The sequence below is a fragment of the Aliiroseovarius crassostreae genome, assembly GCF_049803815.1.
GTDB lineage: Bacteria > Pseudomonadota > Alphaproteobacteria > Rhodobacterales > Rhodobacteraceae > Aliiroseovarius > Aliiroseovarius crassostreae_A.
The window spans coordinates 808,419-833,459 of sequence record NZ_JBNAGI010000001.1; the positions used below are offsets into that span (position 1 = coordinate 808,419).

34 protein-coding genes are annotated in these 25,041 nt (G+C 58.8%); 6 read left to right on the forward strand and 28 right to left on the reverse strand.

Annotated features, from left to right (window positions below):
* Positions 1 to 53: 53 nt before the first annotated feature.
* The 14 genes from rplO to rpmC all read right to left on the reverse strand — a co-directional run bounded on the left by rplO (position 54) and on the right by rpmC (position 6,380).
* Positions 54 to 524, reverse strand: a complete 471-nt coding sequence (gene rplO / locus ACP15V_RS03945) for a 50S ribosomal protein L15 (protein WP_424942374.1) — start codon at positions 522 to 524, stop codon at positions 54 to 56.
* A gap of 277 nt (positions 525 to 801) precedes the next feature.
* The gene (locus tag ACP15V_RS03950; protein ID WP_424942375.1) at positions 802 to 939 is read right to left on the reverse strand and encodes a hypothetical protein; all 138 of its coding nucleotides are present in this window, start codon (positions 937 to 939) and stop codon (positions 802 to 804) included.
* A gap of 581 nt (positions 940 to 1,520) precedes the next feature.
* On the reverse strand, positions 1,521 to 2,000 hold the full coding sequence (locus tag ACP15V_RS03955; protein WP_424942376.1) for a hypothetical protein: 480 nt from the start codon (positions 1,998 to 2,000) through the stop codon (positions 1,521 to 1,523).
* Between the two features lie 72 nt (positions 2,001 to 2,072).
* Positions 2,073 to 2,261 carry a 50S ribosomal protein L30 gene (rpmD, locus tag ACP15V_RS03960; protein WP_259773869.1) on the reverse strand — a complete coding sequence of 63 codons (189 nt, stop codon included), beginning with the start codon at positions 2,259 to 2,261 and terminating at the stop codon, positions 2,073 to 2,075.
* A 13-nt stretch (positions 2,262 to 2,274) separates the two neighbouring features.
* Positions 2,275 to 2,841: a 30S ribosomal protein S5 gene (rpsE, locus tag ACP15V_RS03965; RefSeq protein ID WP_259776496.1), complete on the reverse strand. Its 567-nt coding sequence runs from the start codon at positions 2,839 to 2,841 to the stop codon at positions 2,275 to 2,277.
* 130 nt (positions 2,842 to 2,971) lie between these two features.
* The gene (gene rplR, locus ACP15V_RS03970) at positions 2,972 to 3,331 is read right to left on the reverse strand and encodes a 50S ribosomal protein L18 (protein WP_055187941.1); all 360 of its coding nucleotides are present in this window, start codon (positions 3,329 to 3,331) and stop codon (positions 2,972 to 2,974) included.
* An 11-nt stretch (positions 3,332 to 3,342) separates the two neighbouring features.
* Positions 3,343 to 3,876 (reverse strand): 50S ribosomal protein L6, encoded by a 534-nt coding sequence (gene rplF, locus ACP15V_RS03975; protein ID WP_424942377.1) that lies wholly within the window; start codon positions 3,874 to 3,876, stop codon positions 3,343 to 3,345.
* 10 nt (positions 3,877 to 3,886) lie between these two features.
* Positions 3,887 to 4,279, reverse strand: coding sequence for a 30S ribosomal protein S8 (gene rpsH, locus ACP15V_RS03980; RefSeq protein WP_424942378.1), 393 nt, complete (start codon positions 4,277 to 4,279; stop codon positions 3,887 to 3,889).
* Between the two features lie 12 nt (positions 4,280 to 4,291).
* Positions 4,292 to 4,597 carry a 30S ribosomal protein S14 gene (gene rpsN / locus ACP15V_RS03985; RefSeq protein ID WP_259786079.1) on the reverse strand — a complete coding sequence of 102 codons (306 nt, stop codon included), beginning with the start codon at positions 4,595 to 4,597 and terminating at the stop codon, positions 4,292 to 4,294.
* A 19-nt stretch (positions 4,598 to 4,616) separates the two neighbouring features.
* Positions 4,617 to 5,171 (reverse strand): 50S ribosomal protein L5, encoded by a 555-nt coding sequence (gene rplE / locus ACP15V_RS03990; protein ID WP_424942379.1) that lies wholly within the window; start codon positions 5,169 to 5,171, stop codon positions 4,617 to 4,619.
* The gene (gene rplX / locus ACP15V_RS03995) at positions 5,171 to 5,476 is read right to left on the reverse strand and encodes a 50S ribosomal protein L24 (RefSeq protein WP_424942380.1); all 306 of its coding nucleotides are present in this window, start codon (positions 5,474 to 5,476) and stop codon (positions 5,171 to 5,173) included. Before rplX ends, rplE begins: the two co-directional genes overlap by 1 nt.
* Before the next feature lies 1 nt (position 5,477).
* Positions 5,478 to 5,846 (reverse strand): 50S ribosomal protein L14, encoded by a 369-nt coding sequence (gene rplN, locus ACP15V_RS04000; protein WP_005621870.1) that lies wholly within the window; start codon positions 5,844 to 5,846, stop codon positions 5,478 to 5,480.
* Positions 5,847 to 5,934: 88 nt separating this feature from the next.
* A complete protein-coding gene (gene rpsQ / locus ACP15V_RS04005; RefSeq protein ID WP_424942381.1) occupies positions 5,935 to 6,165 on the reverse strand; it encodes a 30S ribosomal protein S17 in 231 nt (76 codons plus the stop codon).
* Positions 6,166 to 6,179: 14 nt separating this feature from the next.
* On the reverse strand, positions 6,180 to 6,380 hold the full coding sequence (gene rpmC, locus ACP15V_RS04010; protein ID WP_424942382.1) for a 50S ribosomal protein L29: 201 nt from the start codon (positions 6,378 to 6,380) through the stop codon (positions 6,180 to 6,182).
* A 517-nt stretch (positions 6,381 to 6,897) separates the two neighbouring features.
* On the opposite strand from rpmC, the gene ACP15V_RS04015 reads away from it, so the two are divergent.
* The 3 genes from ACP15V_RS04015 to ACP15V_RS04025 all read left to right on the forward strand — a co-directional run bounded on the left by ACP15V_RS04015 (position 6,898) and on the right by ACP15V_RS04025 (position 8,923).
* Positions 6,898 to 7,518, forward strand: coding sequence for a TIGR02466 family protein (locus ACP15V_RS04015; protein ID WP_424942383.1), 621 nt, complete (start codon positions 6,898 to 6,900; stop codon positions 7,516 to 7,518).
* 241 nt (positions 7,519 to 7,759) lie between these two features.
* Positions 7,760 to 8,104, forward strand: coding sequence for a hypothetical protein (locus ACP15V_RS04020; protein WP_424942384.1), 345 nt, complete (start codon positions 7,760 to 7,762; stop codon positions 8,102 to 8,104).
* Positions 8,105 to 8,437: 333 nt separating this feature from the next.
* On the forward strand, positions 8,438 to 8,923 hold the full coding sequence (locus ACP15V_RS04025) for a hypothetical protein (RefSeq protein WP_424942385.1): 486 nt from the start codon (positions 8,438 to 8,440) through the stop codon (positions 8,921 to 8,923).
* A gap of 192 nt (positions 8,924 to 9,115) precedes the next feature.
* Here the strand turns inward: ACP15V_RS04025 and rplP are convergent, their stop codons facing one another.
* The 14 genes from rplP to ACP15V_RS04095 all read right to left on the reverse strand — a co-directional run bounded on the left by rplP (position 9,116) and on the right by ACP15V_RS04095 (position 19,783).
* On the reverse strand, positions 9,116 to 9,529 hold the full coding sequence (gene rplP, locus ACP15V_RS04030; protein WP_424942386.1) for a 50S ribosomal protein L16: 414 nt from the start codon (positions 9,527 to 9,529) through the stop codon (positions 9,116 to 9,118).
* Positions 9,530 to 9,542: 13 nt separating this feature from the next.
* Positions 9,543 to 10,250, reverse strand: coding sequence for a 30S ribosomal protein S3 (rpsC, locus tag ACP15V_RS04035; RefSeq protein ID WP_424942387.1), 708 nt, complete (start codon positions 10,248 to 10,250; stop codon positions 9,543 to 9,545).
* On the reverse strand, positions 10,250 to 10,630 hold the full coding sequence (gene rplV, locus ACP15V_RS04040; RefSeq protein WP_055187914.1) for a 50S ribosomal protein L22: 381 nt from the start codon (positions 10,628 to 10,630) through the stop codon (positions 10,250 to 10,252). The genes rpsC and rplV overlap by 1 nt, the downstream gene beginning before the upstream one ends.
* A gap of 3 nt (positions 10,631 to 10,633) precedes the next feature.
* Positions 10,634 to 10,912: a 30S ribosomal protein S19 gene (gene rpsS, locus ACP15V_RS04045; protein ID WP_424942388.1), complete on the reverse strand. Its 279-nt coding sequence runs from the start codon at positions 10,910 to 10,912 to the stop codon at positions 10,634 to 10,636.
* 3 nt (positions 10,913 to 10,915) lie between these two features.
* Complete coding sequence (gene rplB, locus ACP15V_RS04050; protein ID WP_424942389.1) at positions 10,916 to 11,758, reverse strand: 50S ribosomal protein L2; 843 nt, start codon at positions 11,756 to 11,758, stop codon at positions 10,916 to 10,918.
* Between the two features lie 262 nt (positions 11,759 to 12,020).
* A complete protein-coding gene (locus tag ACP15V_RS04055) occupies positions 12,021 to 12,932 on the reverse strand; it encodes a hypothetical protein (RefSeq protein ID WP_424942390.1) in 912 nt (303 codons plus the stop codon).
* A gap of 339 nt (positions 12,933 to 13,271) precedes the next feature.
* Entirely contained in the window at positions 13,272 to 14,075 is an 804-nt protein-coding gene (locus ACP15V_RS04060; protein ID WP_424942391.1) for a response regulator transcription factor, read from the reverse strand.
* Between the two features lie 39 nt (positions 14,076 to 14,114).
* Positions 14,115 to 14,537 carry a hypothetical protein gene (locus tag ACP15V_RS04065; RefSeq protein WP_424942392.1) on the reverse strand — a complete coding sequence of 141 codons (423 nt, stop codon included), beginning with the start codon at positions 14,535 to 14,537 and terminating at the stop codon, positions 14,115 to 14,117.
* A 14-nt stretch (positions 14,538 to 14,551) separates the two neighbouring features.
* Positions 14,552 to 15,145, reverse strand: coding sequence for a hypothetical protein (locus ACP15V_RS04070; RefSeq protein WP_424942393.1), 594 nt, complete (start codon positions 15,143 to 15,145; stop codon positions 14,552 to 14,554).
* Positions 15,142 to 15,747: an NAD(P)H-dependent oxidoreductase gene (locus ACP15V_RS04075; RefSeq protein ID WP_424942394.1), complete on the reverse strand. Its 606-nt coding sequence runs from the start codon at positions 15,745 to 15,747 to the stop codon at positions 15,142 to 15,144. Before ACP15V_RS04075 ends, ACP15V_RS04070 begins: the two co-directional genes overlap by 4 nt.
* A 22-nt stretch (positions 15,748 to 15,769) precedes the next feature.
* On the reverse strand, positions 15,770 to 16,591 hold the full coding sequence (locus ACP15V_RS04080) for an SDR family NAD(P)-dependent oxidoreductase (protein WP_424942395.1): 822 nt from the start codon (positions 16,589 to 16,591) through the stop codon (positions 15,770 to 15,772).
* An 11-nt stretch (positions 16,592 to 16,602) separates the two neighbouring features.
* The gene (locus ACP15V_RS04085; protein WP_424942396.1) at positions 16,603 to 17,370 is read right to left on the reverse strand and encodes an SDR family NAD(P)-dependent oxidoreductase; all 768 of its coding nucleotides are present in this window, start codon (positions 17,368 to 17,370) and stop codon (positions 16,603 to 16,605) included.
* Positions 17,371 to 17,409: 39 nt separating this feature from the next.
* A complete protein-coding gene (locus tag ACP15V_RS04090; protein ID WP_424942397.1) occupies positions 17,410 to 18,606 on the reverse strand; it encodes a hypothetical protein in 1,197 nt (398 codons plus the stop codon).
* Positions 18,581 to 19,783, reverse strand: a complete 1,203-nt coding sequence (locus ACP15V_RS04095) for an AfsA-related hotdog domain-containing protein (protein WP_424942398.1) — start codon at positions 19,781 to 19,783, stop codon at positions 18,581 to 18,583. Before ACP15V_RS04095 ends, ACP15V_RS04090 begins: the two co-directional genes overlap by 26 nt.
* Positions 19,784 to 20,120: 337 nt before the next feature.
* Between ACP15V_RS04095 and ACP15V_RS04100 the strand changes: the two genes are divergently transcribed.
* The 3 genes from ACP15V_RS04100 (at position 20,121) to ACP15V_RS04110 (ending at position 24,999) form a co-directional block, all read left to right on the forward strand.
* A complete protein-coding gene (locus ACP15V_RS04100) occupies positions 20,121 to 21,392 on the forward strand; it encodes an efflux RND transporter periplasmic adaptor subunit (protein WP_424942399.1) in 1,272 nt (423 codons plus the stop codon).
* Positions 21,393 to 21,403: 11 nt separating this feature from the next.
* Complete coding sequence (locus ACP15V_RS04105) at positions 21,404 to 24,475, forward strand: efflux RND transporter permease subunit (RefSeq protein WP_424942400.1); 3,072 nt, start codon at positions 21,404 to 21,406, stop codon at positions 24,473 to 24,475.
* Between the two features lie 224 nt (positions 24,476 to 24,699).
* On the forward strand, positions 24,700 to 24,999 hold the full coding sequence (locus ACP15V_RS04110; protein WP_424942401.1) for a hypothetical protein: 300 nt from the start codon (positions 24,700 to 24,702) through the stop codon (positions 24,997 to 24,999).
* Positions 25,000 to 25,041 lie beyond the last annotated feature (42 nt).

Below are 25,041 nucleotides of genomic sequence, written 5' to 3' on the forward strand. Positions count from 1 at the left end.
CGCTTGAAAACGTAGGTAGACATGTAAGGGGCAATTGCGCCCCTCACAAGGTCTTATTCGGCCGCAGCCGGAGCCGCCACGGTGAGTTTACCGCCAGCTTTTTCGACGGCTTCAACAGCCGATTTCGAAGCGCCGGTCACGGTGATGTTGGCTTTGGCGGTCAGGTCGCCTTTGGCCAGCACGCGGATACCGTCCAGCTTGCGGCGCACCAGACCCGAAGCCACCAGCGTGTCTTCGGTGATGTCTTTGGCGTCGAGCTTCTTCTCGTCGATGAATTTCTGGATCAGACCCAGGTTGATCACAGCAAACTTCTTACGGTTCGGTTTGCTGAAACCACGTTTGGGCAGACGTTGATAGAGGGGCATTTGGCCGCCTTCGTAACCATTGATGGCCACACCCGAACGCGATTTTTGACCTTTGATACCACGGCCTGCGGTTTTACCCATGCCAGAGCCGGGACCACGGCCAACGCGTTTTTTCGGTTTGGTTGCGCCGGGATTGTCGCGCAGTTCATGAAGTTTCATGTCGCTTCTCCTTTGCCGGAACTGACCCACGAAGCGGAAGGGGCCAAACACGGCGTTTCTTGATTTTGATTCTGCGGGCGGATGCCCACCGGGGGCGTATAGAACAGCGTGGGGGCTGGATCAAGTGTGGATTGGGAAAAGGGGCGCTGCCCCTCGCCCGCCCGCTTTGCGGGCGCGCTCACCCCGGGATATTTCGGGACCAAAGAGGGCAGATGGGCTGATACGCAAAAACCGGCGCGGGAGGGGCGCCGGTTTTTGGTTTGCAAAGTGAGCGGGCTTATTTGCCGCAGTTGCACTTGTGCATATATTCGGTCCAGGTTGGGGTCGGTTCCGACGCGAGGAATTTTTTCACGGCCACGAGGATGGTGGCGAAGAGAACGGCAACAAGGCCAACGGGTGCGGTGATCACGGCCATATCGGTGTGTCCTAGAATTAGATGTCTGTTGCGCCCCTCTTAGGGGTGAACATGTTAGATAACCATTCGAGTCTTCGAAGCCCTGGGTTGCAGAGAATGCATGGGTCACGTCATGGCAATGTCATGACGGGCTGACAGGCACACACGGGACTCCGGGGAATTGCGATACGTATGCGGTCAGCGATGTTTCCCGTCGCGGTCATCTTGTTGCGACTTTGGCAGTACCGGCTGGAACAGCCTGATGATGTCTGTGGTCATGTCTCACGCCTCTCGCCCCCAAGGGAAGCGTGGCGGGGAAGTGTGAGCGTCGGGTGAAGATGCGGGGTGGATGTGGGGGAGTGGTTAATGATGTGACGAGCTGGTCAATGGTGAGGGCAGCGCCCGACCCTGGGTGGGCGCATGAGAACACTCAGTTGAGGGGTAGCATCGCAACCAGCAGTACCGGATTGTAATTTGAGCCGTTGCCAAAGCGCCCTCCCGTCATGCCAGAGGCATGCCGCCAAACAAAAGCGCACCTCCGGTGCGACGGGAGGGTCGGGCGCTGCCCGGCCTACGTCCGGGTCCGAACAGATTGATCGGGGTTACTCTTTTCTTGTCAGCCGATAAAGCAAGTGGACAAAATCAACACCCCAACTATTGGCTTCTCTCATTTCCTCAACAGGCACCTGATACATAGCCAGCCTGTTTTCGCCAACGCGCTCAAAAGTAAGAAATACTATACAGTTAGGATCAACCTCACTCGCTCCTATGCATCGTGAATGAGCTATATGGTCACGAAGTTTAGAGTGCTTCTCATATCGCCTCTTGATCTTGCATAACTTTCGAGCTGCTTCAGCTCCGTTTTCCAGATCCTTCAACGCACGAATAACCTGTGCAAGCTTATTGGACCCTCGGAGCTTTCGGATTTCATCAGCGGCATCGACCCAGCTTTTCGATCGCACATTTGCGAGCAACATACTCAGCGCGCCATCGATTGTTGCCCAAGTGAGCACTAAATCCAGCATGGCATCCCGGTGTTCGGATTTCAGCTCTACAACAGCTATGGACAATTCTTGGGTCATAGTCCGTTTCTATGCAAAACACCCCGGCCTTTCCAGACCGGGGTGTTCCTAGCTCTCAAAGGGAAAAGAGGGTTACTCTTTCTCTTCGATGATCTCAACCATGTGCGAAACCTTGTTCACCATGCCGCGCACGGCGGGGGTGTCTTCCAGTTCACGGGTTTTGTGCATTTTGTTGAGGCCCAGGCCGATCAGCGTCTGGCGCTGTTTCGAGGGGCGACGGATCGGGGAACCGATCTGTTTTACAACGATGGTTTTAGCCATTGGTCAGATCTCCTTACGCGTCAGCGGCTTCGGCCGGGGCAGCGTCTTTGTTGCCCAGGATGTCAGCCACTTTTTTACCACGACGCTGTGCGATTTGACGCGGGCTTGCTTCTTTTTGCAGGCCGTCAATGGTTGCACGGATCATGTTGTAGGGGTTCTGCGAGCCGATCGACTTGGAAACCACGTCTTTCACGCCCAGCATTTCGAACACGGCACGCATCGGACCACCGGCGATGATCCCGGTCCCTTCCGGGGCGGTACGCATGATCACCTTGCCGGCACCGTGACGACCTTCGATGTCGTGGTGCAGGGTGCGGCCTTCTCGCAGCGGCACGCGGATCATCTGGCGCTTGGCTTGCTCGGTGGCTTTGCGGATGGCTTCGGGCACTTCTTTCGCTTTACCCTTGCCAAAGCCGACGCGGCCTTTTTGGTCACCAACAACCACGAGAGCGGCGAAGCCAAAGCGCTTACCACCTTTTACGGTTTTCGACACGCGGTTGATCGCGACCAGGCGATCGGCGAATTCCGGTGCTTCTTCTTCGCGGCGGCCACGGCCACGGCGATTTTCACGTTCTGCCATTTGGCATTCCTTTCTGAGTGGCGTTTAGGACGCCGAAAAATTCAACCCTGGTGAACCGGACGAGAGGATCCCCTGCCCGGCCCCCGGATCATCGGGAGGGCACCGGGAAACCCGATGCCCGCCACAAGTCTTAGAACTTCAGGCCACCTTCACGCGCAGCGTCGGCCAGGGCCTTCACTTTGCCGTGGAACAGGAAGCCACCGCGGTCGAAGTAGCATTCTTCGACGCCGGCTTTTTTCGCACGTTCGGCAATGGCGGCGCCCACTTTGGCAGCGGCTTCCACGTTGTTCTTGCCGAAAACACCCAGGTCCTTTTCCATCGAGGACGCGGCGGCCAGGGTTTTGCCCTGAGCGTCGTCGATGATCTGCACCGAGATGTTTTTGTTGGAGCGGTGCACCGACAGGCGCAGCTTGCCAACATTGTGCTTGCGAAGTTTGTTCCGGACGCGCAGGCGGCGCTTGAGGAACAGGGTCCGTTTGCTGTTTGCCATCTGTCTGGTCCTTACTTCTTCTTACCTTCCTTGCGGAAGATATACTCGTCTTTGTATTTGATACCTTTGCCTTTGTAGGGCTCGGGCTTGCGCCATTCGCGGATGTTTGCCGCAACCTGGCCGACGAGTTGTTGATCAATGCCTTCAACGATGATGACGGTTTGCTTGGGGGCGGTCACGGTGACGCCCTCGGGTGCAACATAGTCAACGTCATGCGACAGGCCCAGGTTCAGTTTCAGGGTGTTGCCCTGCATCTGAGCCCGGTAACCAACACCGTTGATCTCCAGCTCTTTTTTGAAGCCTTCGGTCACGCCGGTAACCATGTTACCGATCATGGTGCGGGTCATGCCCCACTGTTGACGGGCGCGTTTCGATTTGCCGCGAGGCTCTACCGAAACAACGTTGTCTTCAACAGTGATGGTCACATCGTCGGTGGCGGTGAAGGTACGGGTGCCTTTCGGCCCCTTTACCTCGATGGTCTGACCTGAAACCGAGGCGCTTGCGCCAGCGGACAGCTCGACCGGTTTTTTACCAATACGAGACATTCAGACCTCCTTAGAAGACGGTGCAAATCACTTCGCCGCCAACGTTCTGGCTGCGAGCATTTGCGTCCGACATCACACCTTTCGGGGTGGACACGATCGACACACCCAGGCCCTGACGGACTTGCGGGATGTCTTTCACGCCCATGTATACGCGACGACCGGGTTTAGAGACCCGTTTCAGTTCGCGGATCACCGGGGTGCCATCAAAATATTTCAGGCTGATTTCAAGGGTCGGGTGACCGTTGACATCAGTGCCAGCCTCATAGCCGCGGATGTAACCTTCGTCAGAAAGCACATCCAGAACCCAGCCGCGCAGTTTCGACGCGGGGGTCGAAACAGTGGATTTCCCACGCAGTTGAGCGTTACGGATACGGGTGAGCATATCGCCGATAGGATCGTTCATATCTTCTCTCCCTTACCAGCTCGATTTCACCAGACCGGGGATCTGGCCGTTCGAGCCCAGTTCCCGCAGTGCGATCCGCGATACTTTCAGCTTACGATAGTAAGCGTGCGGACGACCGGTCAGCTGGCAACGGTTGTGCAAGCGTGTGGCCGACGAGTTGCGCGGCAGTTTAGCCAGTTTCAGACGCGCTTTGAAACGCTCTTCCATCGACTTCGATTCATCGTTTGCGATCTCTTTCAGCGCGGCACGTTTGGCGGCGTATTTTTCCACCAGCGCCTGACGCTTCTTCTCGCGTTCGATCATTGCTTTTTTAGCCATGTCTTTTCCTTCCCGCGGATCAGCTGTTGAAGGGCATGTTGAAGTGCTTCAACAGGCTCTTTGCTTCCGCGTCGGTGTTCGCGGTGGTGGCAATCACGATGTCCATGCCCCAGGTTTCATCAACTTTATCAAAGTCGATTTCCGGGAAGACGATGTGTTCTTTCAGGCCGGTGGCATAGTTGCCACGACCGTCGAACGACTTGCCCGAAACGCCGCGGAAGTCGCGGATACGGGGCATCGCGATGGTGATCAGACGGTCCAGGAATTCATACATCCGGTCCCCGCGCAGGGTCACTTTCGCACCCAGCGGCATGTCCTCGCGGACACGGAAACCAGCGATGGATTTCTTGGCTTTGGTCGTCAGGGCCTGTTGGCCCGCGATCAGGGTCAGGTCAGCCACAGCCGACTTGGCTTTTTTCGAGTCTTTCACAGCCTCGGCACCACACCCGATGTTCAGAACGATTTTGTCCAGACGCGGGATCTGCATGTCGTTCTTATAGCCGAACTCTTCTTTCAGAGCGGCACGGATGCTGTCGGCGTAGGCAGCTTTCAGACGAGGGGTATAGTCAGCCATCAGATGGTCTCCCCGGTCGATTTGGCGAAACGCACTTTCTTGCCGTCTTCCTCGCGGAAGCCAACACGGGTCGCTTTGCCGTTCTTGTCAAGGATTGCCAGGTTCGACAGGTCGATCGGCATCGCCTTGGGGATGCGACCGCCTTGCGAGTTTTGCGACTGGCGGGTGTGGCGGATGGCGATGTTCACGCCGTCAACCACGGCTTTGCCGGCCTTCGGGTCTACGGAAGCGATTTCGCCTTCTTTGCCCTTGTCCTTGCCGGCCAGAACGACAACCTTGTCGCCTTTTTTCAGCTTAGCAGCCATCTTACAGCACCTCCGGAGCCAGCGAGATGATCTTCATGAAGTTCTTCGCGCGCAGTTCGCGAACAACCGGGCCAAAGATCCGGGTGCCCACGGGCTCGTTGTTGTTGTTCAGAATAACGGCCGCATTGCGGTCGAAGCGGATGGCGGTGCCGTCTTCACGACGGACCTCTTTGGCGGTGCGCACGACGACGGCCTTACGGACGTCCCCTTTTTTAACGCGACCGCGCGGGATGGCTTCCTTAACCGAGACGACAATGATGTCGCCAACGGATGCGTATTTACGCTTGGAACCACCCAGAACCTTGATGCACTGAACACGGCGGGCGCCGCTGTTGTCAGCTACATCCAGATTGGTTTGCATCTGGATCATGTGGTTTCTCCCGACCTTTGGGGCGCCGATGCATGGCGGAACCCCCAGGGTTTCGACTTGTTAAGTCGTCCGGGAAGGTAAGTAGAACTTAGCCTTCCAGAACTTCCCAACGCTTGGTTTTCGACTTCGGCGCGCATTCGATGATGCGGACGGTGTCGCCAGCCTTGTAGGCATTCTTTTCGTCGTGAGCGCGATATTTCTTCGACTTACGAACGGTCTTTTGCAGCAGCGGGTGCTTGAAACGACGTTCCACCGAAACGGTGACGGTTTGTTCGTTGGCGGCGCTGGTGACGACACCTTGCAGGATACGCTTGGGCATGCTCTTGGCTCCTCTTATTCAGCTGCTTGCGCAGCTTTTTCGTTCAGAATGGTTTTAACACGGGCCGCATCGCGACGTGCCTTACGCATCTGAGCCGAGTTTTCGAGGGTGCCGGTGGCCTGCTGAAAGCGCAGGTTGAAGGCTTCTTTCTTCAGGTCTGCCAGAGCAGCACGCAGCTCCTCAGGCGACTTCTCACGAAGTTCCTTGGCGTTCATTTCGCCTTGTCCTTTCCTTGCACCAGAGAGCGCTGTCCTTATGACGACAGGTAACCCTGAACCTGGTGGGTGAATGTCAAAACACACGAATCCCGTGACCGGAATCCATGCGATGCGCCTCTATAGGGGGGATGGCGGTTGGGGGCAAGGGAAAGTTTGGGCTTTCTGCGTGCCGACGATCCCGGATGGTGTTTGCGACGGGATCCAAGCGTTATCGGACGCGCGCGCCCCACAATCCAACACCTATGGCGCTTTGATATCAGACGAATTGACAGCTGACAAAACCAGAAAACTAGTTTTCTAGTTTTCTAGTTTTCTAGTTTTCTAGTTTTCTAGTTTTCTAGTTTTCTAGTTTTCTAGTTTTCTAGTTTTCTAGTTTTCTAGTTTTCTAGTTTTCTTCGAAATGCGCGCGCACGGGCGTCACGTCAATCCGCCCAACCCGCGCCCCAAGTTTACGCTCACATCTGTGCTCCCATTTCCCCTCGCACGCAGATCGAGACTCAGCTATCAACAGCCCATGGCCAATATATCCTCTCTCTTCGTGACCCGCCTTTACCACGCTCAACTGTCCGAACATGGCCCCGCCATTGATCCCGACGAGCTTTATGACAGCTGCTATTCCATCGCCGAGGATGACGAGGCGGGGCAGGAATGGTGTGAGAGTGAGGGCTATCCCGGCTACACCTCTTATGCCTCGCTGACCGACCTGCCGTGGCGGTTCCCGATCTTCAAGGATCTGGTCGACAGCCTTGATAAACATGTCGCCGCCTTTGCCGAGGATCTGGAGTTCAATCTGGATGAGCGCGAATTGGTGCTGGAAGACATCTGGATCAATATCCTGCCCCCCGGCGGCTATCATTCCGCCCATATCCACCCGCATTCGGTGATTTCCGGCACCACCTATCTGGCGCTGCCCGAAGGCGCCGGCGCCCTGCGCTACGAAGACCCGCGCCACGCCCGGATGATGGCCGCACCGCCACGCCGCAAAAACGCGCGCGAGGATCTGCAACCCTTCATCACCAAACGCCCGGCCGAGGGCGATGTGCTTTTGTGGGAAAGCTGGCTCAGACATGAGGTGATGCAAAACACCGGCGAAGAAGAACGCCTGTCGGTGAGCTTTAATTACAAGTGGTCATGACCTGATCCCTTGAACGCGCTGTCGCGAGTGTCCGAAGGAAACGCGCGGGCCGCGCCATCTCACTGCGAGAAACCACGCACCGCGCCCTTCGGCGCGGTTTTGCTTTTCACCTGCAGAAATCGGCAAATCCTCGCGCCAGATCCCGGTGATATTGGATAACACTGGCCGCGCATCTAACCACATGCTCAACAGGCGCATCAGCCATTGAGGCGTCGAAACACACTGCATGATGGAAGTGAGAATGAACGCACCTATCAAAGCCGCCCTGATCCTCGCCCTTGTGCCGCTGATGGCCACGGCCACGCTTGCCGGGAAGGGGCATGGCAAGGCGAAAGGATACGGTGTTGGCGGCTGCCCCCCGGGGCTTGCCAAAAAGAACCCGCCCTGCGTGCCGCCGGGTCACGCGAAACCGAAACGAGGCGATTATCTGTACGATCAGCGGTTTGAACGCATCACCGATTATGATCGATACAGGCTCGATCCCCGCCACAGTTATTACCGCGTGGGCGAGCTAATCTACCGCGCCGATCCGACCACATTCAAGGTGCTGGAGGTGATTGGGCTGGTGGACGAGCTGCTGCGGTAGGGGGCGGACCTCAGGGCCACGCCCGACCCTGGGGGAGCGTTTCGGCTAGGTCGCACTCTACGCTGAGATCGCCCCGCCCAAAACGAACCAGCATTCTGATCCGTTGCAGAACGCCCTCCCATGGGGGAGGGTCGGGCGTGGCCCGGCTGCGTCGCGCCTGGGTGGACCGCTGGAGTTTCATCGAGTTTACTTCTAGGATCGAAAAACTCGAAAACCTTGAAAGCAAAACACGTTATGAAATGCCACCAATGTGATCGACCAGCATTTTACGATCTTGGAAAAGAAAGCAACCATATACACCTATGTCTCAGCTGCTATTCGACGTGGCATCACGTGCAGAGCATCGACTTCCTCAAAAATGTGGTAATGCTAAATAAGGCCGAAAGCGATATGGCCGCCATGGTTGGATTTTCAGCTTCGAGCAGCATGATTCCGGTGGAACATATCGCAAGAGCTATACAAAGGGCGCCAACTTTGACCAACATTCAAGTATCCAATTCACAAGTTGGAGTTCTGAACACCGGCTCCATTCAAAAAATTGATGCCGCAATTACGCTGTCCAAAGGCTCAGAGGTTGAGGCCATCGCAACTCAAATTGAGCAGATTGTTCAGACACTGTTAAACAGTTCGGAATTAAGTGATCCCGACAAAAATGAGGCACTTGAGCTAACGGAAACTATTGCCGAGGAAGTCGTCGGAAAAAGGCGATTGAGCGCAATTACGGCTATGGTGAAAGATCTTCGCGAAAAAGTCAGTGGTGTGCTTGCGCTGTCCGGTGCGACCGACAAGCTGCTCCAGCTAATCAAGGATCTGATCTGACACTCCCCACCGATCACTCGACGGATGTGCAGTTTTTCTGCCGGGGTGCGAACCGTCAATTGCAATCCATCACGTTGTCCCGCCAGCAAAAGAAAAGGCCCCGCCATAGGCGGGGCCTTCTAAGTTTGAACCGAGGTGCGGCCCGCGAGTTTCTTTCAGAAATTCGCTACACCGCACTCATGAAGATTGGTTTTACCAATCTTCACGTACCACGATGCGCGATTTGATCGGCAGTTTCATGGCGGCCAGGCGCAGGGCCTCGCGTGCCACGTCGTCATTGACGCCGTCGATTTCGAACATCACGCGGCCCGGCTTCACTTTGCAGGTCCAACGGTCCACGGAGCCTTTACCTTTACCCATACGAACTTCGATGGGTTTGGCGGTCACCGGGGTGTCCGGGAAGATACGGATCCAAACACGGCCTTGACGTTTCATGTGACGCGTCATGGCACGACGTGCAGCTTCGATCTGACGTGCAGTCACACGCTCGGGCTGCAGGGCTTTCAGGCCATAGGAACCGAAGTTCAGGTCAGAGCCGCCTTTGGCTTCGCCCTTGATCCGGCCTTTGTGCATCTTGCGGAATTTTGTACGCTTTGGTTGAAGCATCTTTCAGGTCTCCTTAGCGACGGCCGCCGGCGCCACGGGGCGCGGGACCTTCCTGGAGCTCGGCCTGACGACGATCACGAGCCGCGGGATCGTGCTCCATGATTTCGCCTTTGAAGATCCAGGTTTTGATACCGATGATGCCGTAAGGCGTCATTGCTTCTGCATGTGCGTAATCGATGTCAGCGCGCAGGGTGTGCAGCGGCACACGGCCTTCGCGGTACCATTCGGTACGTGCGATTTCGGCACCGCCCAGACGGCCAGCAACGTTTACGCGGATGCCCAGGGCACCCATGCGCATGGCGTTTTGCACGCCACGTTTCATGGCACGACGGAACGACACACGGCGTTCAAGCTGCTGTGCAATCGATTCAGCGACCAGGGCTGCATCCAGCTCGGGCTTGCGCACTTCAACGATGTTGAGGTGCAGTTCGCTGTCGGTCATCTTGGCGATTTTCTTGCGCAGGGTTTCGATGTCTGCGCCTTTCTTGCCGATGATGACACCCGGACGTGCAGTGTGGATCGTCACGCGGCACTTTTTGTGCGGACGTTCGATGATCACACGGCTGATGCCGGCCTGTTTGCACTCGGTCTTGATGAAGTCACGAATTTTCAGGTCTTCCAGAAGAAGATCGCCGTAATCTTTCGTGTCTGCATACCAGCGGCTGTCCCAGGTGCGGTTGACCTGAAGACGCATGCCAATCGGATTTACCTTCTGACCCATTAGGCTTGCTCCTCAACTTGACGCACCTTGATGGTGAGTTCCGAGAACGGTTTGATGATTTTGCCGAAACGACCACGGGCGCGCGGACGACCGCGTTTCATGGTCAGGTTCTTGCCCACATAGGCCTCGGCGACGATCAGTTCATCGACGTCCAGGTTGTGGTTGTTTTCGGCGTTGGCGATGGCCGACTGAAGGCATTTCTTCACGTCTTGGGCGATACGCTTGTTCGAGAAGGTCAGATCGGTCAGAGCGCGATCCACCTTCTTGCCGCGGATCATGCCAGCAACCAGGTTCAGTTTCTGCGGGGACGTGCGAAGCATACGGGTTTTGGCCATAGCTTCGTTGGCGGCCACGCGGCGGGGATTTTTATCCTTACCCATGGCTTACTTCCTCTTCGCTTTTTTATCAGCCGCGTGACCGTAATAGGTCCGGGTCGGCGAGTACTCACCGAATTTCTGGCCGATCATTTCTTCGGTCACATTCACGGGAACGTGCTTTTGACCGTTATAAACCGCAAAGGTCAGGCCCACGAACTGGGGCAGAATGGTCGAACGACGCGACCAGATCTTGATGACCTCGTTTTTGCCCGATTCACGGACTTTTTCGGCTTTTTTGAGGACGTAAGCGTCAACAAAAGGGCCTTTCCAGACAGAACGTGCCATATCTTAACGACCCTTCTTCTTGGCGTGACGCGAGCGGATGATAAGCTTCGACGACGCCTTGTTCTTGTTGCGAGTGCGCGCACCTTTGGTCGGTTTGCCCCAGGGGGTAACCGGGTGACGACCACCGGACGTCCGGCCTTCACCACCACCATGGGGGTGATCAACCGGGTTCATAACAACACCACGGACCGACGGGCGGATGCCTTTGTGGCGCATACGACCGGCTTTACCGTAGTTCTGGTTCGAGTTGTCGGGGTTCGACACGGCACCAACGGTGGCCATGCATTCCTGACGGACCATGCGCAGTTCACCTGACGACAGGCGGATCTGAGCGTAACCACCGTCACGACCAACAAACTGAGCATAAGTACCGGCTGCACGGGCGATCTGGCCGCCTTTGCCCGGTTTCATCTCGATGTTGTGGATGATGGTACCAATTGGCATGCCCGAGAAGGGCATGGCGTTGCCCGGTTTCACGTCGGCCTTGGCCGATGCAATCACGGTGTCGCCAACAGCCAGACGCTGCGGTGCCAGGATGTAAGCCTGTTCGCCATCTTCGTATTTCACGAGCGCGATAAAGGCGGTGCGGTTGGGGTCGTATTCGATCCGCTCAACAGTGGCGGCGACGTCAAACTTGTTGCGTTTGAAATCCACGATACGATAGAGACGCTTTGCCCCGCCACCACGGCGGCGAGAGGTGATCCGTCCGGTGTTGTTCCGGCCGCCCGATTTCGTCAAACCCTCGGTGAGAGATTTGACAGGACGTCCTTTCCACAGCTCCGAACGGTCGATCAGAACCAGCCCACGCTGGCCCGGCGTCGTCGGTTTGTACGACTTAAGTGCCATGCTTTCTGTCTTCCGTTTAGCATAAGCGATGCCCCGAGTTTGCCCGAGATCACCGCCTTGGTGTAAAGCCCCCTGAGCGCCATTGGCTGAACAGGTGACCAGTTGAAGGGCCCTTTTGCTTTGGCTTGCACCGCACCACGAGGTCCCCGAATTCCAAATATCAAAAGGCCGCAGAACGAATCTGTGGCCTCTCGACTGGGGTGCAGTATCAGGGATGGGGGGAGGTGTCTATAGGGGGACGCCGTTTCTTCCTATAGACTGATCAGTCAACCTTTAAGAAGTTGACCTCAGCATAGCGGATGCCATCCTTTTCATAGAAGTTCTCCGGCTGAATTCTATACCGCATCCCATCCTCTTCTGAGCCTAAGTAGCAAGTACTTCCCCGAGAACAAGAATAGCTTTTGCCGCCAACATAGCGATATTCAAACCGGCTAGAACCAATACTCGTAATGTCAAACCATAACACGGAAGGCTTCCAACAGAACTCCTGCCCTGACCTGAATTTCAGCGTGAATTGCTTGGGCATGGACTGCAGATAAACACAGTCCTTTTCCACAAAATGGATCCGCCGCTTGGTGGCGATGGGAATGCCATCCCCTGTTGGACTGGGCAGACTTGCCATCTTCTCTTCCACGACCGGGGCAATCTTGGATGCAAGCTGCCCTTCAAATGCAGTCAGCATCTGCTGGACCTGCGCCATGCTGACACCACCGCCTGAGGCTTGCGGGCGCGCAGCCAGCCACTTCTGAAATTCACCCGACAAATCAAGCTTTACCTGCTCAATCGCTTTATTCAGCGCAACGCTATCCACACCACCGCCCGCAGTTTTGGGCAGGGTTTCGATCTTGACCGTTAAAGCCTCCAACCTTTTCGCGAACTCTTGCATGGCAACCTTATTGCGCTCACTGCCATGCACCAAAGCTTCTTTGCGAAGGACCTCTTGTTCTTTCTTCACATCGGCAACAGCACCGCTCAATCGGCGCTCCAGAGTATCCAATTGCCGCTGCTGCGAAGCCAGTCTTTCCTGCAAAGACGTCATCGCAGACGTTTCAGATACCGCTTTGTCCACGCTGCCCTGATTGAAGGCAATTAAGAACCCGACGACACTTACAACGCCGCCAGCAATACCGCCAAACAAATTGGCGCGCGTAAAAATACTTCCAAGAATGCTCATTGAAACCCTCAACTGTCCAAAGCCTCAGTCTTTTTATACAACCGAATTCCCCACCATCCAACACAATCGCAACGAGAGATCGAAAAGTATCACCTTCCCGTCCCACATCTGAGAAGCGGCATAGACCCTCTCGATGGATTTTTGAGACACTTCAACAACGCGAAACACCAGAACCTATTGACGGTGTTTGCATTTCCCAATCGACTTGTGCCGAGTTCATCTCAAAATGCATCAGGGGTATCTATTCTGAGAAGATCGGGCGTTTTCGCCATGGGGGCCATGTTGGCGCTCTCGATCTGAGCGTCACCGTAGCGCCGCGCGTTCAATGCTCAGGCCGGGTTATTCCAGGGGCCAATCGTCCGGCATGGCACCGCGCCGGATGGCTTCGGTCACGGCGGCGGAGCGGCTGCAGGTCTCGAAGATGGCATTCAGGCGTTTCAGGTGATATTTCACGTTGTTTTCCGACGTGCCGAGGATCTGGCCGATCTCCCAATTGGTTTTGCCCAGCCCAATCAGATAGAGGATCTGTTTCTTGCGCAGATCCAGCGGCATGTCGGTCTCGTCATCCAGGTCCGCCCAGGACAGGTCGGGCGAGCGTTGCATTTTGAAGATGGACGAGGTTTCACTGGCCGCGCGCACCAGCGCGTTGTGCAGATGGGGCATGGTCAGCGACACAATGCGCTTTTGCCGCTCGGTGATGGTGCCCTCGATCCGCGTGAAGGTCACATAGGACATCTGCTTGCCGCCCGGATGGACCTGACCGTGGCACAGCATATTGAAGAACCCGAACCGGTTGGCGTCATGGGCGGCGCGGCGGGTCACCTTGCTGCCGCTGCCACCCGAGAAATCAAGCGCCAGCGGCTGACGTTTCTGCGCCCAAAAGCGCAGGGTTTGCGGGCGCAGCCGCCCGTGTGAGGTGATTTTCGACAAGTAGTCTTCGGGGAAGTCATGACCCAAGACCAGCGACGGCACCAGCCCGTCCGCCTCGCAATCGCCAATGCCCCCCAACACCCCTTCATAACCGATCAGGGATTTCAGCCGGCCATTGATACAGTGCAGGATCTGATCTTGCGACGTGATCGACAGCAGCTCGTCACAGACATCAAGCGTCGCGTCGCGATCCCGGGCAGACAATTGCCTCACATTGAAACTCCAACATACCTGTCCCCGGACCCGGGAACGTCAACTCGTACCATGCAACCGGACACGGCGCCCGGTTCGCATGACATTTAACTCAACCATAACAATTATGGCAAGGACAACACTAATCCCAAGGAGGATCGGCGTTGCCCCCTGCCAGACCGCCCAGACCTGACACAGGATCAGGGCGAGGCGATAGAAGATGTCGATCTGAAGGGCCTCGAGGCTGGGGGCTTTCAGGCGGATCAGCGCCCAGGCAATGATCCCGGCCGCGGCGAGGTTCACAAAGAACACGCTGGTTGGATCCAACGGGGCAAAGCCGGTGCCAAAGCCCAGCGCGGCGTCAAGCCCGGCAATCCCCCCAAAGACCAGCGGCACCAGGGGCGGCACGATCAGGGCGCCAGTGACGATCAAGTCGTAGATCGCGGCCATCCGCAAAGTGTTGTGAAAAGAAGTCTGTGTCATGAGAATATGCCTGTTCAAGAGGGGGAAGACGAGGGCAGCATCGCCCCGGTCTTGCGTTCAACAACCGCCAGGATGCGGTTGCGGATAAAGCCGCTGGCCAGGCGAATGGCCAGCCAATAGGGCAAAAACATGAGGTGGCTGATGCGATCCGGGCAGCTGACCGCGGTGTGGGTCACAAGCATCTGGGTGCCGTCGTCATCGCGTTCCACCGCATAAAGCATCACAAGCTTCGGAACGCCCGGCCTGTCAAACGCCAAAAACGCATCGGCGCTGTCCAGATGCTCCAACCCGAAATCCAGCCGCCAGAAGCGGCCCACCAGACCATAGGCCAGACAATTGTCCGCCCGCTCCAACCGGCAAAATTCATGCAATCCGAACGGCGCGCGCCCGGTCAGCCCGGAGCGCCCCCCCAGCCTGCCCCAGATCCGCGACGGGGCTTCGCGGATTTGCAACAGGCGGCGCACGATCACGTCATCCTCGACCTTCAGCGCCTCGACCGCGTCCAGAATGTCGTCAGGGCGCCCGTCAATCGCCACCGCATGGGTTTCGCAAAACTGCGCCTTGCGAAGCCAGCGCCCCGCGATCACCTTGGCCCGGCGCGCGGTCATTCGGCCGCCGCGCTGAGGCGGGCAAACATCTTTTGCAAACTGTCTTGCGTAAAGATCTCGTGGTCGCGTTCCGGGTCAATATCCATATTCAGCGCATGGGCCAGCAGGTCACGTGCGCTCTGGGCCAGCTCGTCATTCTCGGCAGCGATCGAGCGATAGAACAGGAACGGGGTCAAATAGCGGCCCCGCAGATAGTTCACGGTCTGCTGGAACGGGCGCAACAGCTCGTCCACCGAGAAATGATTGTGCCCACCGGCGCGGTAATCTTCCTCGGTGGCCCCGATCGATGTCGCCACCATGAATTCTTTGCCCTCCAGGCGATGCGCCCCGGCATAGGCAAATCCCGGTGCCAGAACCAGATCCTGCCACTGCTTTAGAATGGCCGGGCTGGAATACCAGTACAGGGGGAACTGAAAGATGATCCGGTCATGATCGAGCAACAGCTTTTGTTCGGCAATCACGTCGATATCCATCTCGGGATAGGTGGCGGCCAGATCATGCACGGTGACATCCGGGCAGGCGGCAAAGGCCGCGGCCCAGGCGGCGTTGACCCGGGAAATTTCCATGGTGGGATGCGCCACCAGCACAAGCGTTTTCATCATCAGAACCTTTCAGTGTCTCTCGTTAATTGACAGTTTGAGGGGGCGAAACCGGCGCGGCGTCCTGTGTCAGCAACGCGCGGATTTCAATAAACTGGCCCGAGGTGATCCGCGGGTCGGGCTGTGGCAAGAGGAGCGAGATCAGGTGATCCGCCCGCGCCGCCGCCGTCACCGCGTAGCCATCCGTCACCGCGCGTTTGCGCAGGGCGGCCTGGGCGGCAAAGACCGGGTCATCGGGCAAGGGCAAGGTGCCGATCTTGTTCGACAGGAACGTATCAACCACACACAGGCCGATCACCGCAAAAAAGCTTTGCGGGTGTTCCAGCGCGTAAAGCCCCATCAGCGCATTGAGCGTGGCCTTGGACAGGGCATACCCGCCATTGCCCGCCCGCATACGTTGCCCGGCAATCGAACTTGAGACCGCACAAAGCGGCAGCGCGATCCCGCGTTGGAAAATCGCATCCAGAATAACCTTGTTGGCAAAGCAGTTCAGGCGCTGCAGAGAGAGCAGCTCGTCCATCGGGGTGTCGCTGGTCCGGCGCAACGCGTCACAAAACTGGCCCGCATTCAGGAACGCCACATCAATGCGCCCGCCAGAGCGCGCATCAGGGGCCGCTTGGCTGACCTGTTCCGACAACAGCCGGTTGATGGTCTGATCCAGCGCGTCGAAATCGGACAGATCGCAACTATAGTGGTGATAGTTGGGGTTGGCGGACAGGTCCTCAGGCAGCTCCGTGGTCGTGGCGCGGCTCATCCCAAAGACCGTATAGCCCATGAAAAGCAGGCGGCGGGCCAACATCAGCCCGATGCCGCTTCTGGTGCCGGTGATCAATGCGGTCTGTGTCATAGCCCCCCCGATCAGAACTTGCCGGCGGCCGCACCGCCATCAATCGGAAGCACAGCCCCGGTCACGTAAGATGCGGCATCTGACAGCAGCCAGGCGACGGTCTGCGCCACCTCTTCGGGTGCGCCAAGGCGGCGCATCGCGGTGACGCCGATCTTGCGCTTTGTGCGTTCGGGGTTGGCCGCCAGGGCCTCTTCGGTGTTCATGCCGCCGGAAATCGGACCGGGCGCAATGACATTGACCCGGATCGCCGGGTCGCGCGCATATTCGATTGCCGCGGCCTGGCTCAGACCGATCACGCCGAATTTCGACGCCACATAGGCCGGTTGGCCGGGAATGGCGGTGATACCGGCAAGCGAGCTGTTGTTCACGATGGCCCCGCCGCCCGTGCGTTTCATCGCGGCGATCTGTGCGCGCAGGCAATAATAGGTGCCGGTCAGATTGATATCGATCGCACGGCGCCAGGCCGCCGGATCACTTTCGGCAATCGGCGCCACGGGGACGGTCACACCGGCATTGTTGAACGCATAATCCAGCCGCCCGTGACGGCGCAACACCTCGGCCACCAGCGCCTCTGCCGCGCCCTCTTCGGCGATGTCACAGGCGATGAAATCGCCACACAGGCCGTCCTTTTCCAGACGCGCCAGTGCGGCCTCCCCGGCAGCGGGACGCCGTCCGCAGATCACAACCTGATGCCCCTCTCGGGCCAAATGTTTCGCGGTCACAAGGCCCATGCCTTCCGTGCCGCCGGTGATTAGGGTTACCCTGTCGTGCTGGGTCATGTGGTCTCGCTTTCGATGGGAATGTTGCCGGGGCCTGGGTCAGGCCGGGCGCAGGTATTTCGGGTTCACGCAGCAATGCACGCGTTGAAATCGCGGGTTGTACTTGTCTTTGAAACACTGGCCGTCCCACAGGCAGCGATGGACCTCGTCCTCGCGCCCGGCCAATTCCTTGGCCACCAGATCGTTATCTGCCAAAAGCGCGCGCGCCATGGCGATGAAATCCACCACCTCATCCTCGATCAGGGCACAGCCCTCGGCGAGGCTGCCGACAAAGGCGGCAAATCCCACCGGCACGCGGGCACGGGCGCGAAACCGTTTGACCTGGGCGGTCAGTTCGGCGCGCAGCTCTGGCGTGTTGTTCGACAGCTTCGAAAACGTGTCCGCCACGCAGAAAGACGCTTCGAACAGGTCTACCCCGGCCTCTTCCAGCATCGGGATCACCGGGTCGAGATCTGCAGGCACCAGCCCCTCGTCCCCCAGATAATCGTTCAAGCCGATGCGCAGGCCCAGCACCACGTCATCCCCAATGGCGGCGCGCACTCCCTGAACCACGTCGATCACGAAACGGGCACGTTTGACGGCGTCACCGCCATAGGCATCGCTGCGTTGATTGGTGGCTTTCGACAGGAAACTGGACAGAAGATAGCCGTTCGAGGCCTGCAACTGGACAAGCCGCGCCCCTGCGGCGACCGCCCGTTTCGCGGCATCGACGAATTCCTGCCGGACAATGTGAAGATCCTCTTCGGTCATGGCGCGGACCCGGTAAAACGGGTCCAGTTTGCGCAGCGAATTGCAGCCGATCCCACTGGGGCTGAGGGTGGGGCGGCGGCGGGTCAGATGGGTTGTGCCCTGGCCACCGTAATGTTGCAGCTGCACGCCAATCACCACATCCTGCCGGGCGGCCTCGGCAATGAAGGGCGCAAGCGCCTGCACGTGATCGTCATTCAAAAGCTTCAACGCCTTGGGCAACAGGGCCGATTGCGCCGAGACCGAAGCGTTGGACAAGATGATGGTGCCGGTTCCCCCGGCAATCACACCGCGATAGAACGCCGCCAGATCCTGCGAGAAACTGCCGTCAATTTCCGCCATATCCAACCCCATCGCCGCCAGAACCACGCGGTTCTTGAGCGTCACGCCCCGCAGCGTCAGCGGGGCCATGGCCCGTGCATATCGGGTAGGGTCTTTGGCACGCGCCACGCAAGACGACATCTCAGACCCCCGCAGTGGTTTCGACATGGGCGTAATTCTTGATTGCTTCCAGCCATTTGCGTTTGCCTTCGCGGGTCAGATCCACCAGATCCAACCGTCCCACCACGCCATCCGGCCCGGTTTCCAGCGCAGCCGCATGGGCCTTGCCGTCGATATAGCCAATGCCATCCACATTGATCACGAAATCCAGGGGCGCATCCGTTTCGGGGGAGTGCTGAAACACGATATCCATGCCGGTTTGCGACACTTTGCGCAGCTTGCCTTCGATCCGTTTGCCCTCTTCATCACGAAACAGAACCGACGGGGCAAAGCCCTTGATCGGAATGAACCAATCGCCGGGTTCCGGTTTGATCGTCCGCAGCCGCTCGAACAATTTCATCTTGATCGGCACACCCAGGATATCCACCGCGGCCACCTGCCGCCCGCGCTGATAGAACCGGGCGATGCGGCGTTCAAACATCGCGGCTTTCGGCACATCCGGGGCCAGCGTATCCACGGTTATGCTCACCGGGTAATTGGCATCCACATAATCTTCAAATTCGCTGGTCAGGGTCTTGATCGACAGGGTGATTTCACCGCGCCGGTGGGAAGAGGTGTGATAATACTGGGCATAGATCGCCTGCCGCGCCACTTCGATCAACATGATGCCGGGCACATGTTCATGGTGTTTGCGGTAGAAGAAATAGTTTTCCAGATCGTTGATCATATTCATCGTGTGACGATCTGATCGTATGTTGCAGGCAAGGCTGTCTGTGATCAGAGCAATACGGTGCCGGGTCGCCGGGGTCAGTTGATCGCGGGTCGGGACAAAACGCGCGGCCAATGCCTCTTCCAGATGCTCGGGCAGATATTTGGCATCCAGCACCAGCCCATCCGCCCCCTGGGCGTAATACGCGCGGATCCAGTCAAAGCCCGGCTCTTTCGCAAGTTCGAGCGGCAGATTTGTGGGGATCGAGCGCCGGACCAATACCCCCGCCGGATCCGAACAGGGCACACCCGGCTGCCCCGGCTGCACCGGGTGGTAATGGGTCGCCAAGAGACCGCGTGCCTCGGCGGTCAGGCCATCGTCATGCGCGTGCTCCTCCAACAGGTCGGCCGGCAGCCAGGTTGGCAGCTCGCCCCTGAAATTCGACACAAGCACATCATCCAGATGCTCTTTGTGGATCAGGCGCGCATTGACGGGGACATGTTCAAAAACAGGCATGGCGGGTCTCCTGGTACGGGGCAAGGAAGGGGGCCGATGGTATGGCGTGCGACACGGCCCGGGGGCGTTTGGTAACTTGGGTGGCTTTGGAAACCTGGGCACCGAACACGAAACCGCGCAGCCGATGACACCATTTCCAGACCTTAAAAAGCTGCCGATCAAATCGATTGGTTAACGGACTGGACGTTACGTAAAGCGGATGGGCGACGCGATCCACTACCCTTTCGGGTTGTGGTTGACCCTAGGTCATTCGCCTATCCTGTGCGGTGGTGCCTGCGCCCCCTATGTCGCCGGTCCACGCCAATACTCACGACAACAATTTTGTGCCGGGTGCCCGATGACACGCTTTTCCAATGACACGCAGGACAGGGATAAACCGGCCAAGCCCGGCAAGACCAAAATCAAGTTGGCGCTCGCGCGGCGGCGTCGACGGCGAGGCCTGTTCGCCATTGGCGGGCTTCTGGCGGCGTTGGGCACAACCACGTGGTTGGGGTATCTTCCAGAGGGCCTGACGCAGGTGGCGCCGCGCCTTGCCAGTTCCGTTCCGAATATCGCGGACGAGCTGATGCCGCCCGCCGTGGCATCAGGGACGCTGAATGACCCCGCGCGCCCGGTGACGGTGCTGGTGCAACACGCCCAACCGGTCTCCGGGGCGATCACCCGTCACTTTGTGGCGGTGTTGCATCCGCGTTCTGACACGGCCCTGTCCTTTCAGGTGCCCGGGCGGATCCAGGACCGGCTGGTCGACACCGGGGACGTGGTGCGCAAGGGGCAGGTGCTGGCGCGCCTTGAGCAAACCGATTTCGAACTGGACCGCGCCAAGGCCGAAGCAGAGCTGCAGGCGGCGCGGCGGTCTTTGGCCGTGGCATCGGAAGAGCTGGATCGCGTGGCACAACTTTACCAAAGCAATGTCGTCTCCCAAGCCAAGCTGGACATCGCCCAAGGTGCCAGACAAGAGGCGGCCTCGCGGTTGGAGCAGGCCGGGGCGCAGCTTCACATTGCAGAAAACGCCTTTGGATACACCACCCTTGTGGCGGAAGAGGACGGGATTGTCCTGTCGGAAATGGCCGATCCCGGTCAGGTGATCGCAACCGGCCAGCCCGTATTGCGCCTGTCCCCCGGTGCCACGTTCGAAGCCGAGGTGGCGCTTCCGGAAAACCTGACCCTGCCCCGGCCCGGGGCAATGGCCCGGTTTGCGCCATGGGTCGATCCCGGCCGCACCATCCCCGCAAGGTTGCGCGAAATCAGCCCGATTGCGGACACCCAAACCCGCACCTTCACCGCCCGGTTTGCCCTGCCGCCCGAGGCAGCCGCAGGCCTGAGATACGGCATGACGGGGCAGATCATGCTGGATCAGGATGACCCGGCAGGGGCGGCGCTGCGCCTGCCCTCCAGCGCGGTGTTTGACCCCGGCACGGGCGAAGGCCCCGGCGTCTGGCGGATCACCGGCGAGGACCGCCTGGAATTTGTGCCGGTCCAGATCCACGAAATGTCCGGGCGGGATGTGCTGATCCGGTCCAGCCTGACCCCCGCAGATCGCGTGGTTCGGCTGGGCGCCAATCAGCTGCTGGCCGGTCAAGTGGTATCGATCCGCGAAACGGAAGAGTAAGGAGCAGGACGGTGGAGCGTTTCAACCTGTCGACCTGGGCCATTCGCAATGGCGCAGTGGTCGGGTACTTCCTTGTGGCGCTTTGTGTCGCCGGATTGGTCAGCTATCTGCAACTGGGGCGTTCCGAAGACCCGAATTACACGATCAAAGTGGCCAATGTCGTGTCGCTTTGGCCCGGGGCCTCTGCTGCGGACATGCGCGACAAGGTGGCGGACCCGGTGGAAAAGAAGCTGCAGACCGTGCCCTATTTCGACCGGATCGAAACCTATGCGACCCCCGGATATCTGGCGATGCAGGTCTGGGTGAAGGATCACACGCCCTCGCATGAGGTGCCGGAAAGCTTTTATCAGATCCGCAAGAAGCTGCTGGATATGAAGGGGGCGCTGCCCGCCGGGGTGCAGGGGCCGTTTGTGGATGACGAATTTGGGGACGTCGACAGCATCCTCTTGTCGATTTCCGGTGATGGGGCCAACTATCGCGATCTGGAGATTGTGGGCGAAGAGCTGCGCAGCGCGTTGCTTTTACATGACGAGATTTCGAAAGGGCGGCTTTACGGGCAGCAGGATCAGCGGATTTATGTGGAATATGATGATGCCCGGCTGGGCACGTTGGGTGTGCTGCCAGAGATGATCTTGCAGGCGCTGCGCGATCGCGCCCTGACCCACGATGCAGGCACGCTTGACAATGGCGCACAGCGGTTGCGCATCGCCCTGCCGGAACCGGCCACGACCCTGGACGAGATCCGCGCCATTCCGATCGCCATCGAGGGGCGGGTTTTGCAACTGGGGGACATTGCCACGGTGCGGGCAGGCTATGATGACACGCCTGCGCTGCTGGTGCGCCACAACGCCGCCCTCAGCGTCATCCTGGGCGTCGTCATGGCCCCGGGCGAAAATCTGACCCAACTTGACCAGATCGTCGACAATACGCTGCGCCAGTTTCCCTTGCCCGCCGGGATCCGGATTGATCGGGTGGCGGATCAGCCAAAGGTCGTCAAACACGCGATTTTCGAGTTCATGCGCGCCTTCGCCGAGGCCCTGTTGATTGTGTTGTCCGTCTGTTTCGTCGTGCTGGGCTGGCGCACCGGGCTGATCGTGACCATGATCGTGCCGGTTGTGCTGGCGATCACCTTCATCGCGATGAAGATGATGGGGATCGAGCTGCACCGGGTGTCGCTGGGCGCCCTGATCATTTCACTGGGGCTTTTGGTGGATGACGCGATTATCGCCATTGAAAGCATGTTGAAGGAAATGGAAGGCGGCGCCGATCCTGAAACCGCTGCCGGGGCCGCCTGGCGGTCCACCGCCTTTCCGATGCTGGCGGGCACCATTGTCACCGCCATCGGGTTCATGCCGGTAGGGTTTGCGCCTTCTTCAACCGGGGAATACATGCAATCCATGTTCTGGGTCATCGCCATTGCGCTGCTCGCCTCCTGGGTGGCGGCGGTGGTGTTCACGCCGTGGCTTGGCACCAAATTGCTGCGCAACCATGGCACGGGCGCAAGCAGCGGTATGAAAGCCCGGGTCGGGGTCTGGCTGATGGGCCTGGCCAAACGCATCATCAGCTGGGCGGTGGATCACGCCCGCCTGGTGATCTGTGTGATCCTTCTGTTGTTTGGCCTCGCGGGCTATGGGTTTGTCACGGTCCAGAAGCAGTTCTTTCCCATTTCGGAACGGGTGGAGCTGTTTGTCCAGCTGCGCCTGCCGGAAGGCAGTTCAATCCAGGCCTCCAGTGCGGTGGCCGAAGAGGTCGAGACCTTTTTGCAGGGGGACACGGATATTGCCGCGCTCAGCACCTATATCGGGCAGGGGCCGCCCCGGTTCTGGCTGGCGCTGAACCCGGCGCTGCCCAATCCGGCCTATGCCGAACTTGTGGTGCAGGGGGTGGATCTGGAGGCAAGGGAGCGCCTGAAAACCAGACTTGAAACAGCCTTTGCCAAGGGGCTTGCGGCGGGGGCGCGCAGCCGTGTCATTCGCTTTTCCTTTGGCCCGCCTGTGGGCTTTCCGGTGCAGTTCCGCCTGTCCGGGGAAGACCCGCAACAGCTGCGCCGCATCGGGCACCAGATCCGCGCGGTGATGGCCGAAGATCCAAGGTTGGTGGACCCCCACCTCAACTGGAACGAACGCAGCCCGACCCTGTCCTTGCGTATTGATGCCGACCGCGCGCGCCTGCTGGGTGTGGGCGAAGCCGAAATTGCGCGGCGACTGAGCCTTGCCGTGCAGGGGCAAACCGCTGCGGTGCTGCACAACGGCGCCCATAACATAGATGTCGTCTTGCGCGCCGCGCGTGCCCAGCGGGTTGACCCCGCCACCCTGTCGGATCTGGTGATCGCCACCCGCGCGGGCCAGCCAGTGCCCCTGTCGCAAGTGGCAAGAATTGTGGTCACCCACGAAGATCCGATCATATGGCAACGCAGCCGTGCCATGACCCTGACCGTGCGCGCGGACGTGAAGGATGGCGTCCAGCCCCCCGATGCCAGCGCCGCGATCTGGCGCGAGCTTGCGGCGATCCGCAACAGCCTGCCCCCCGGGGTGCGATTGGAACATGGTGGCGCATGGGAAGAATCGATGAAGGCCAATATCTCGATTGCAAAGGTCTTTCCGATTGTCCTTTTGCTGATGCTCAGCGTGATCATGATCCAGGTGCGCAGCACGTCGCGCATGGTTCTGGTCCTGCTCAGCGCGCCTTTGGGTATGATCGGGGCGTCTTTTGCCCTGAACCTGTTTGGCGCGCCCTTCGGGTTTGTGGCGCTCTTGGGTTTGCTGGCGCTGTCGGGCATGGACATTCGCAGCTCTTTGATCCTGGTGGAAAAGGTGGACGCCAATCTGCGCAGCGGCATGGCCCCGCGTGAGGCGATCATTAATGCCACGCTGGTGCGAATGCGCCCCGTGGTTCTGACGGCGGCGGCGGCGGTTCTGGCCATGATCCCATTGTCGCACTCCCTGTTTTGGGGGCCAATGGCGCTGGCGATCATGGGGGGGCTGTTGCTGGCCACCTTCATGACCCTTCTGTTCCTGCCGGCGCTTTATGCGATCTGGTTTCGTAAAGAGGTAAAACAGACGGCCCAGGCGGTTCCCGCGTGAAGGGCACGGCGGGGAGCGCCCCCTCCCCGCCACCAAGACACCACATGGCCGGACACAGGTTGATCTGGGGCAGGCAAAGGCGCGCTCACGCCGTTTGCTCGGGCCCCACCTTTCGGCAGTTTGGCCACATTCCCGGATCTGCTCTGTCATCCGGTCAAAGCCCCCTTCCCATCCCCAGCAAAATCCACCATCCTCTCAAAAAAGAACTGTAGGGGGTCACCATTATGAAAAGATTGGGAGTTGTCGCGGCCGGGGTCATGGTTGCACTGGCCGGATGTGTATCGCCCGAGGGCGGCGCGGCTGTGGCGGTGGATCCAAATCTGCGTCCTGTGGCACAGGTCACCAAAGATGCGCTGCGCGAAAAGGCGGCGGGGTATCAGGATCTGAGTGACGTGCGGGTGGATCAGCGCGATGGCTGTCTGGTCTATCTGCATCGCGGCCCGGTAGAGACGACCTATCTGCCGCTCAGAAACCGCGCCGATCGCCCGATCTGCACCGAACTGGAAACGCCCGCGGAAACCTAATCCACGGGCGATCCAAGAGTGCGTAAGCTCTGAAACGATATG

Excerpts from the sequence above, each read along its gene's own strand:
- ACP15V_RS04095 (WP_424942398.1), bottom strand. The coding sequence starts at position 19,783 with ATGCCTGTTTTTGAACATGTCCCCGTCAATGCGCGCCTGATCCACAAA.
- ACP15V_RS04065 (WP_424942392.1), bottom strand. The coding sequence starts at position 14,537 with ATGACACAGACTTCTTTTCACAACACTTTGCGGATGGCCGCGATCTAC.
- rpsQ (WP_424942381.1), bottom strand. The coding sequence starts at position 6,165 with ATGCCCAAGCGTATCCTGCAAGGTGTCGTCACCAGCGCCGCCAACGAA.
- rplV (WP_055187914.1), bottom strand. The coding sequence starts at position 10,630 with ATGGGTAAGGATAAAAATCCCCGCCGCGTGGCCGCCAACGAAGCTATG.
- ACP15V_RS04090 (WP_424942397.1), bottom strand. The coding sequence starts at position 18,606 with ATGTCGAAACCACTGCGGGGGTCTGAGATGTCGTCTTGCGTGGCGCGT.
- ACP15V_RS04070 (WP_424942393.1), bottom strand. The coding sequence starts at position 15,145 with ATGACCGCGCGCCGGGCCAAGGTGATCGCGGGGCGCTGGCTTCGCAAG.
- rpmC (WP_424942382.1), bottom strand. The coding sequence starts at position 6,380 with ATGAACGCCAAGGAACTTCGTGAGAAGTCGCCTGAGGAGCTGCGTGCT.
- ACP15V_RS04100 (WP_424942399.1), top strand. The coding sequence starts at position 20,121 with ATGACACGCTTTTCCAATGACACGCAGGACAGGGATAAACCGGCCAAG.
- rpmD (WP_259773869.1), bottom strand. The coding sequence starts at position 2,261 with ATGGCTAAAACCATCGTTGTAAAACAGATCGGTTCCCCGATCCGTCGC.
- ACP15V_RS04110 (WP_424942401.1), top strand. The coding sequence starts at position 24,700 with ATGAAAAGATTGGGAGTTGTCGCGGCCGGGGTCATGGTTGCACTGGCC.
- ACP15V_RS04075 (WP_424942394.1), bottom strand. The coding sequence starts at position 15,747 with ATGATGAAAACGCTTGTGCTGGTGGCGCATCCCACCATGGAAATTTCC.
- ACP15V_RS04080 (WP_424942395.1), bottom strand. The coding sequence starts at position 16,591 with ATGACACAGACCGCATTGATCACCGGCACCAGAAGCGGCATCGGGCTG.
- rpsS (WP_424942388.1), bottom strand. The coding sequence starts at position 10,912 with ATGGCACGTTCTGTCTGGAAAGGCCCTTTTGTTGACGCTTACGTCCTC.
- ACP15V_RS04085 (WP_424942396.1), bottom strand. The coding sequence starts at position 17,370 with ATGACCCAGCACGACAGGGTAACCCTAATCACCGGCGGCACGGAAGGC.
- ACP15V_RS04020 (WP_424942384.1), top strand. The coding sequence starts at position 7,760 with ATGAACGCACCTATCAAAGCCGCCCTGATCCTCGCCCTTGTGCCGCTG.
- ACP15V_RS03950 (WP_424942375.1), bottom strand. The coding sequence starts at position 939 with ATGGCCGTGATCACCGCACCCGTTGGCCTTGTTGCCGTTCTCTTCGCC.
- rplF (WP_424942377.1), bottom strand. The coding sequence starts at position 3,876 with ATGTCTCGTATTGGTAAAAAACCGGTCGAGCTGTCCGCTGGCGCAAGC.
- ACP15V_RS03955 (WP_424942376.1), bottom strand. The coding sequence starts at position 2,000 with ATGACCCAAGAATTGTCCATAGCTGTTGTAGAGCTGAAATCCGAACAC.
- rplE (WP_424942379.1), bottom strand. The coding sequence starts at position 5,171 with ATGGCTGACTATACCCCTCGTCTGAAAGCTGCCTACGCCGACAGCATC.
- rplB (WP_424942389.1), bottom strand. The coding sequence starts at position 11,758 with ATGGCACTTAAGTCGTACAAACCGACGACGCCGGGCCAGCGTGGGCTG.
- ACP15V_RS04055 (WP_424942390.1), bottom strand. The coding sequence starts at position 12,932 with ATGAGCATTCTTGGAAGTATTTTTACGCGCGCCAATTTGTTTGGCGGT.
- ACP15V_RS04015 (WP_424942383.1), top strand. The coding sequence starts at position 6,898 with ATGGCCAATATATCCTCTCTCTTCGTGACCCGCCTTTACCACGCTCAA.
- rplR (WP_055187941.1), bottom strand. The coding sequence starts at position 3,331 with ATGGCAAACAGCAAACGGACCCTGTTCCTCAAGCGCCGCCTGCGCGTC.
- rplX (WP_424942380.1), bottom strand. The coding sequence starts at position 5,476 with ATGGCTGCTAAGCTGAAAAAAGGCGACAAGGTTGTCGTTCTGGCCGGC.
- rplP (WP_424942386.1), bottom strand. The coding sequence starts at position 9,529 with ATGCTTCAACCAAAGCGTACAAAATTCCGCAAGATGCACAAAGGCCGG.
- rpsC (WP_424942387.1), bottom strand. The coding sequence starts at position 10,250 with ATGGGTCAGAAGGTAAATCCGATTGGCATGCGTCTTCAGGTCAACCGC.
- rpsH (WP_424942378.1), bottom strand. The coding sequence starts at position 4,279 with ATGAACGATCCTATCGGCGATATGCTCACCCGTATCCGTAACGCTCAA.
- rplN (WP_005621870.1), bottom strand. The coding sequence starts at position 5,846 with ATGATCCAGATGCAAACCAATCTGGATGTAGCTGACAACAGCGGCGCC.
- rpsN (WP_259786079.1), bottom strand. The coding sequence starts at position 4,597 with ATGGCTAAAAAAGCAATGATCGAACGCGAGAAGAAGCGTCAGGCGCTG.
- rpsE (WP_259776496.1), bottom strand. The coding sequence starts at position 2,841 with ATGGCAGAACGTGAAAATCGCCGTGGCCGTGGCCGCCGCGAAGAAGAA.
- rplO (WP_424942374.1), bottom strand. The coding sequence starts at position 524 with ATGAAACTTCATGAACTGCGCGACAATCCCGGCGCAACCAAACCGAAA.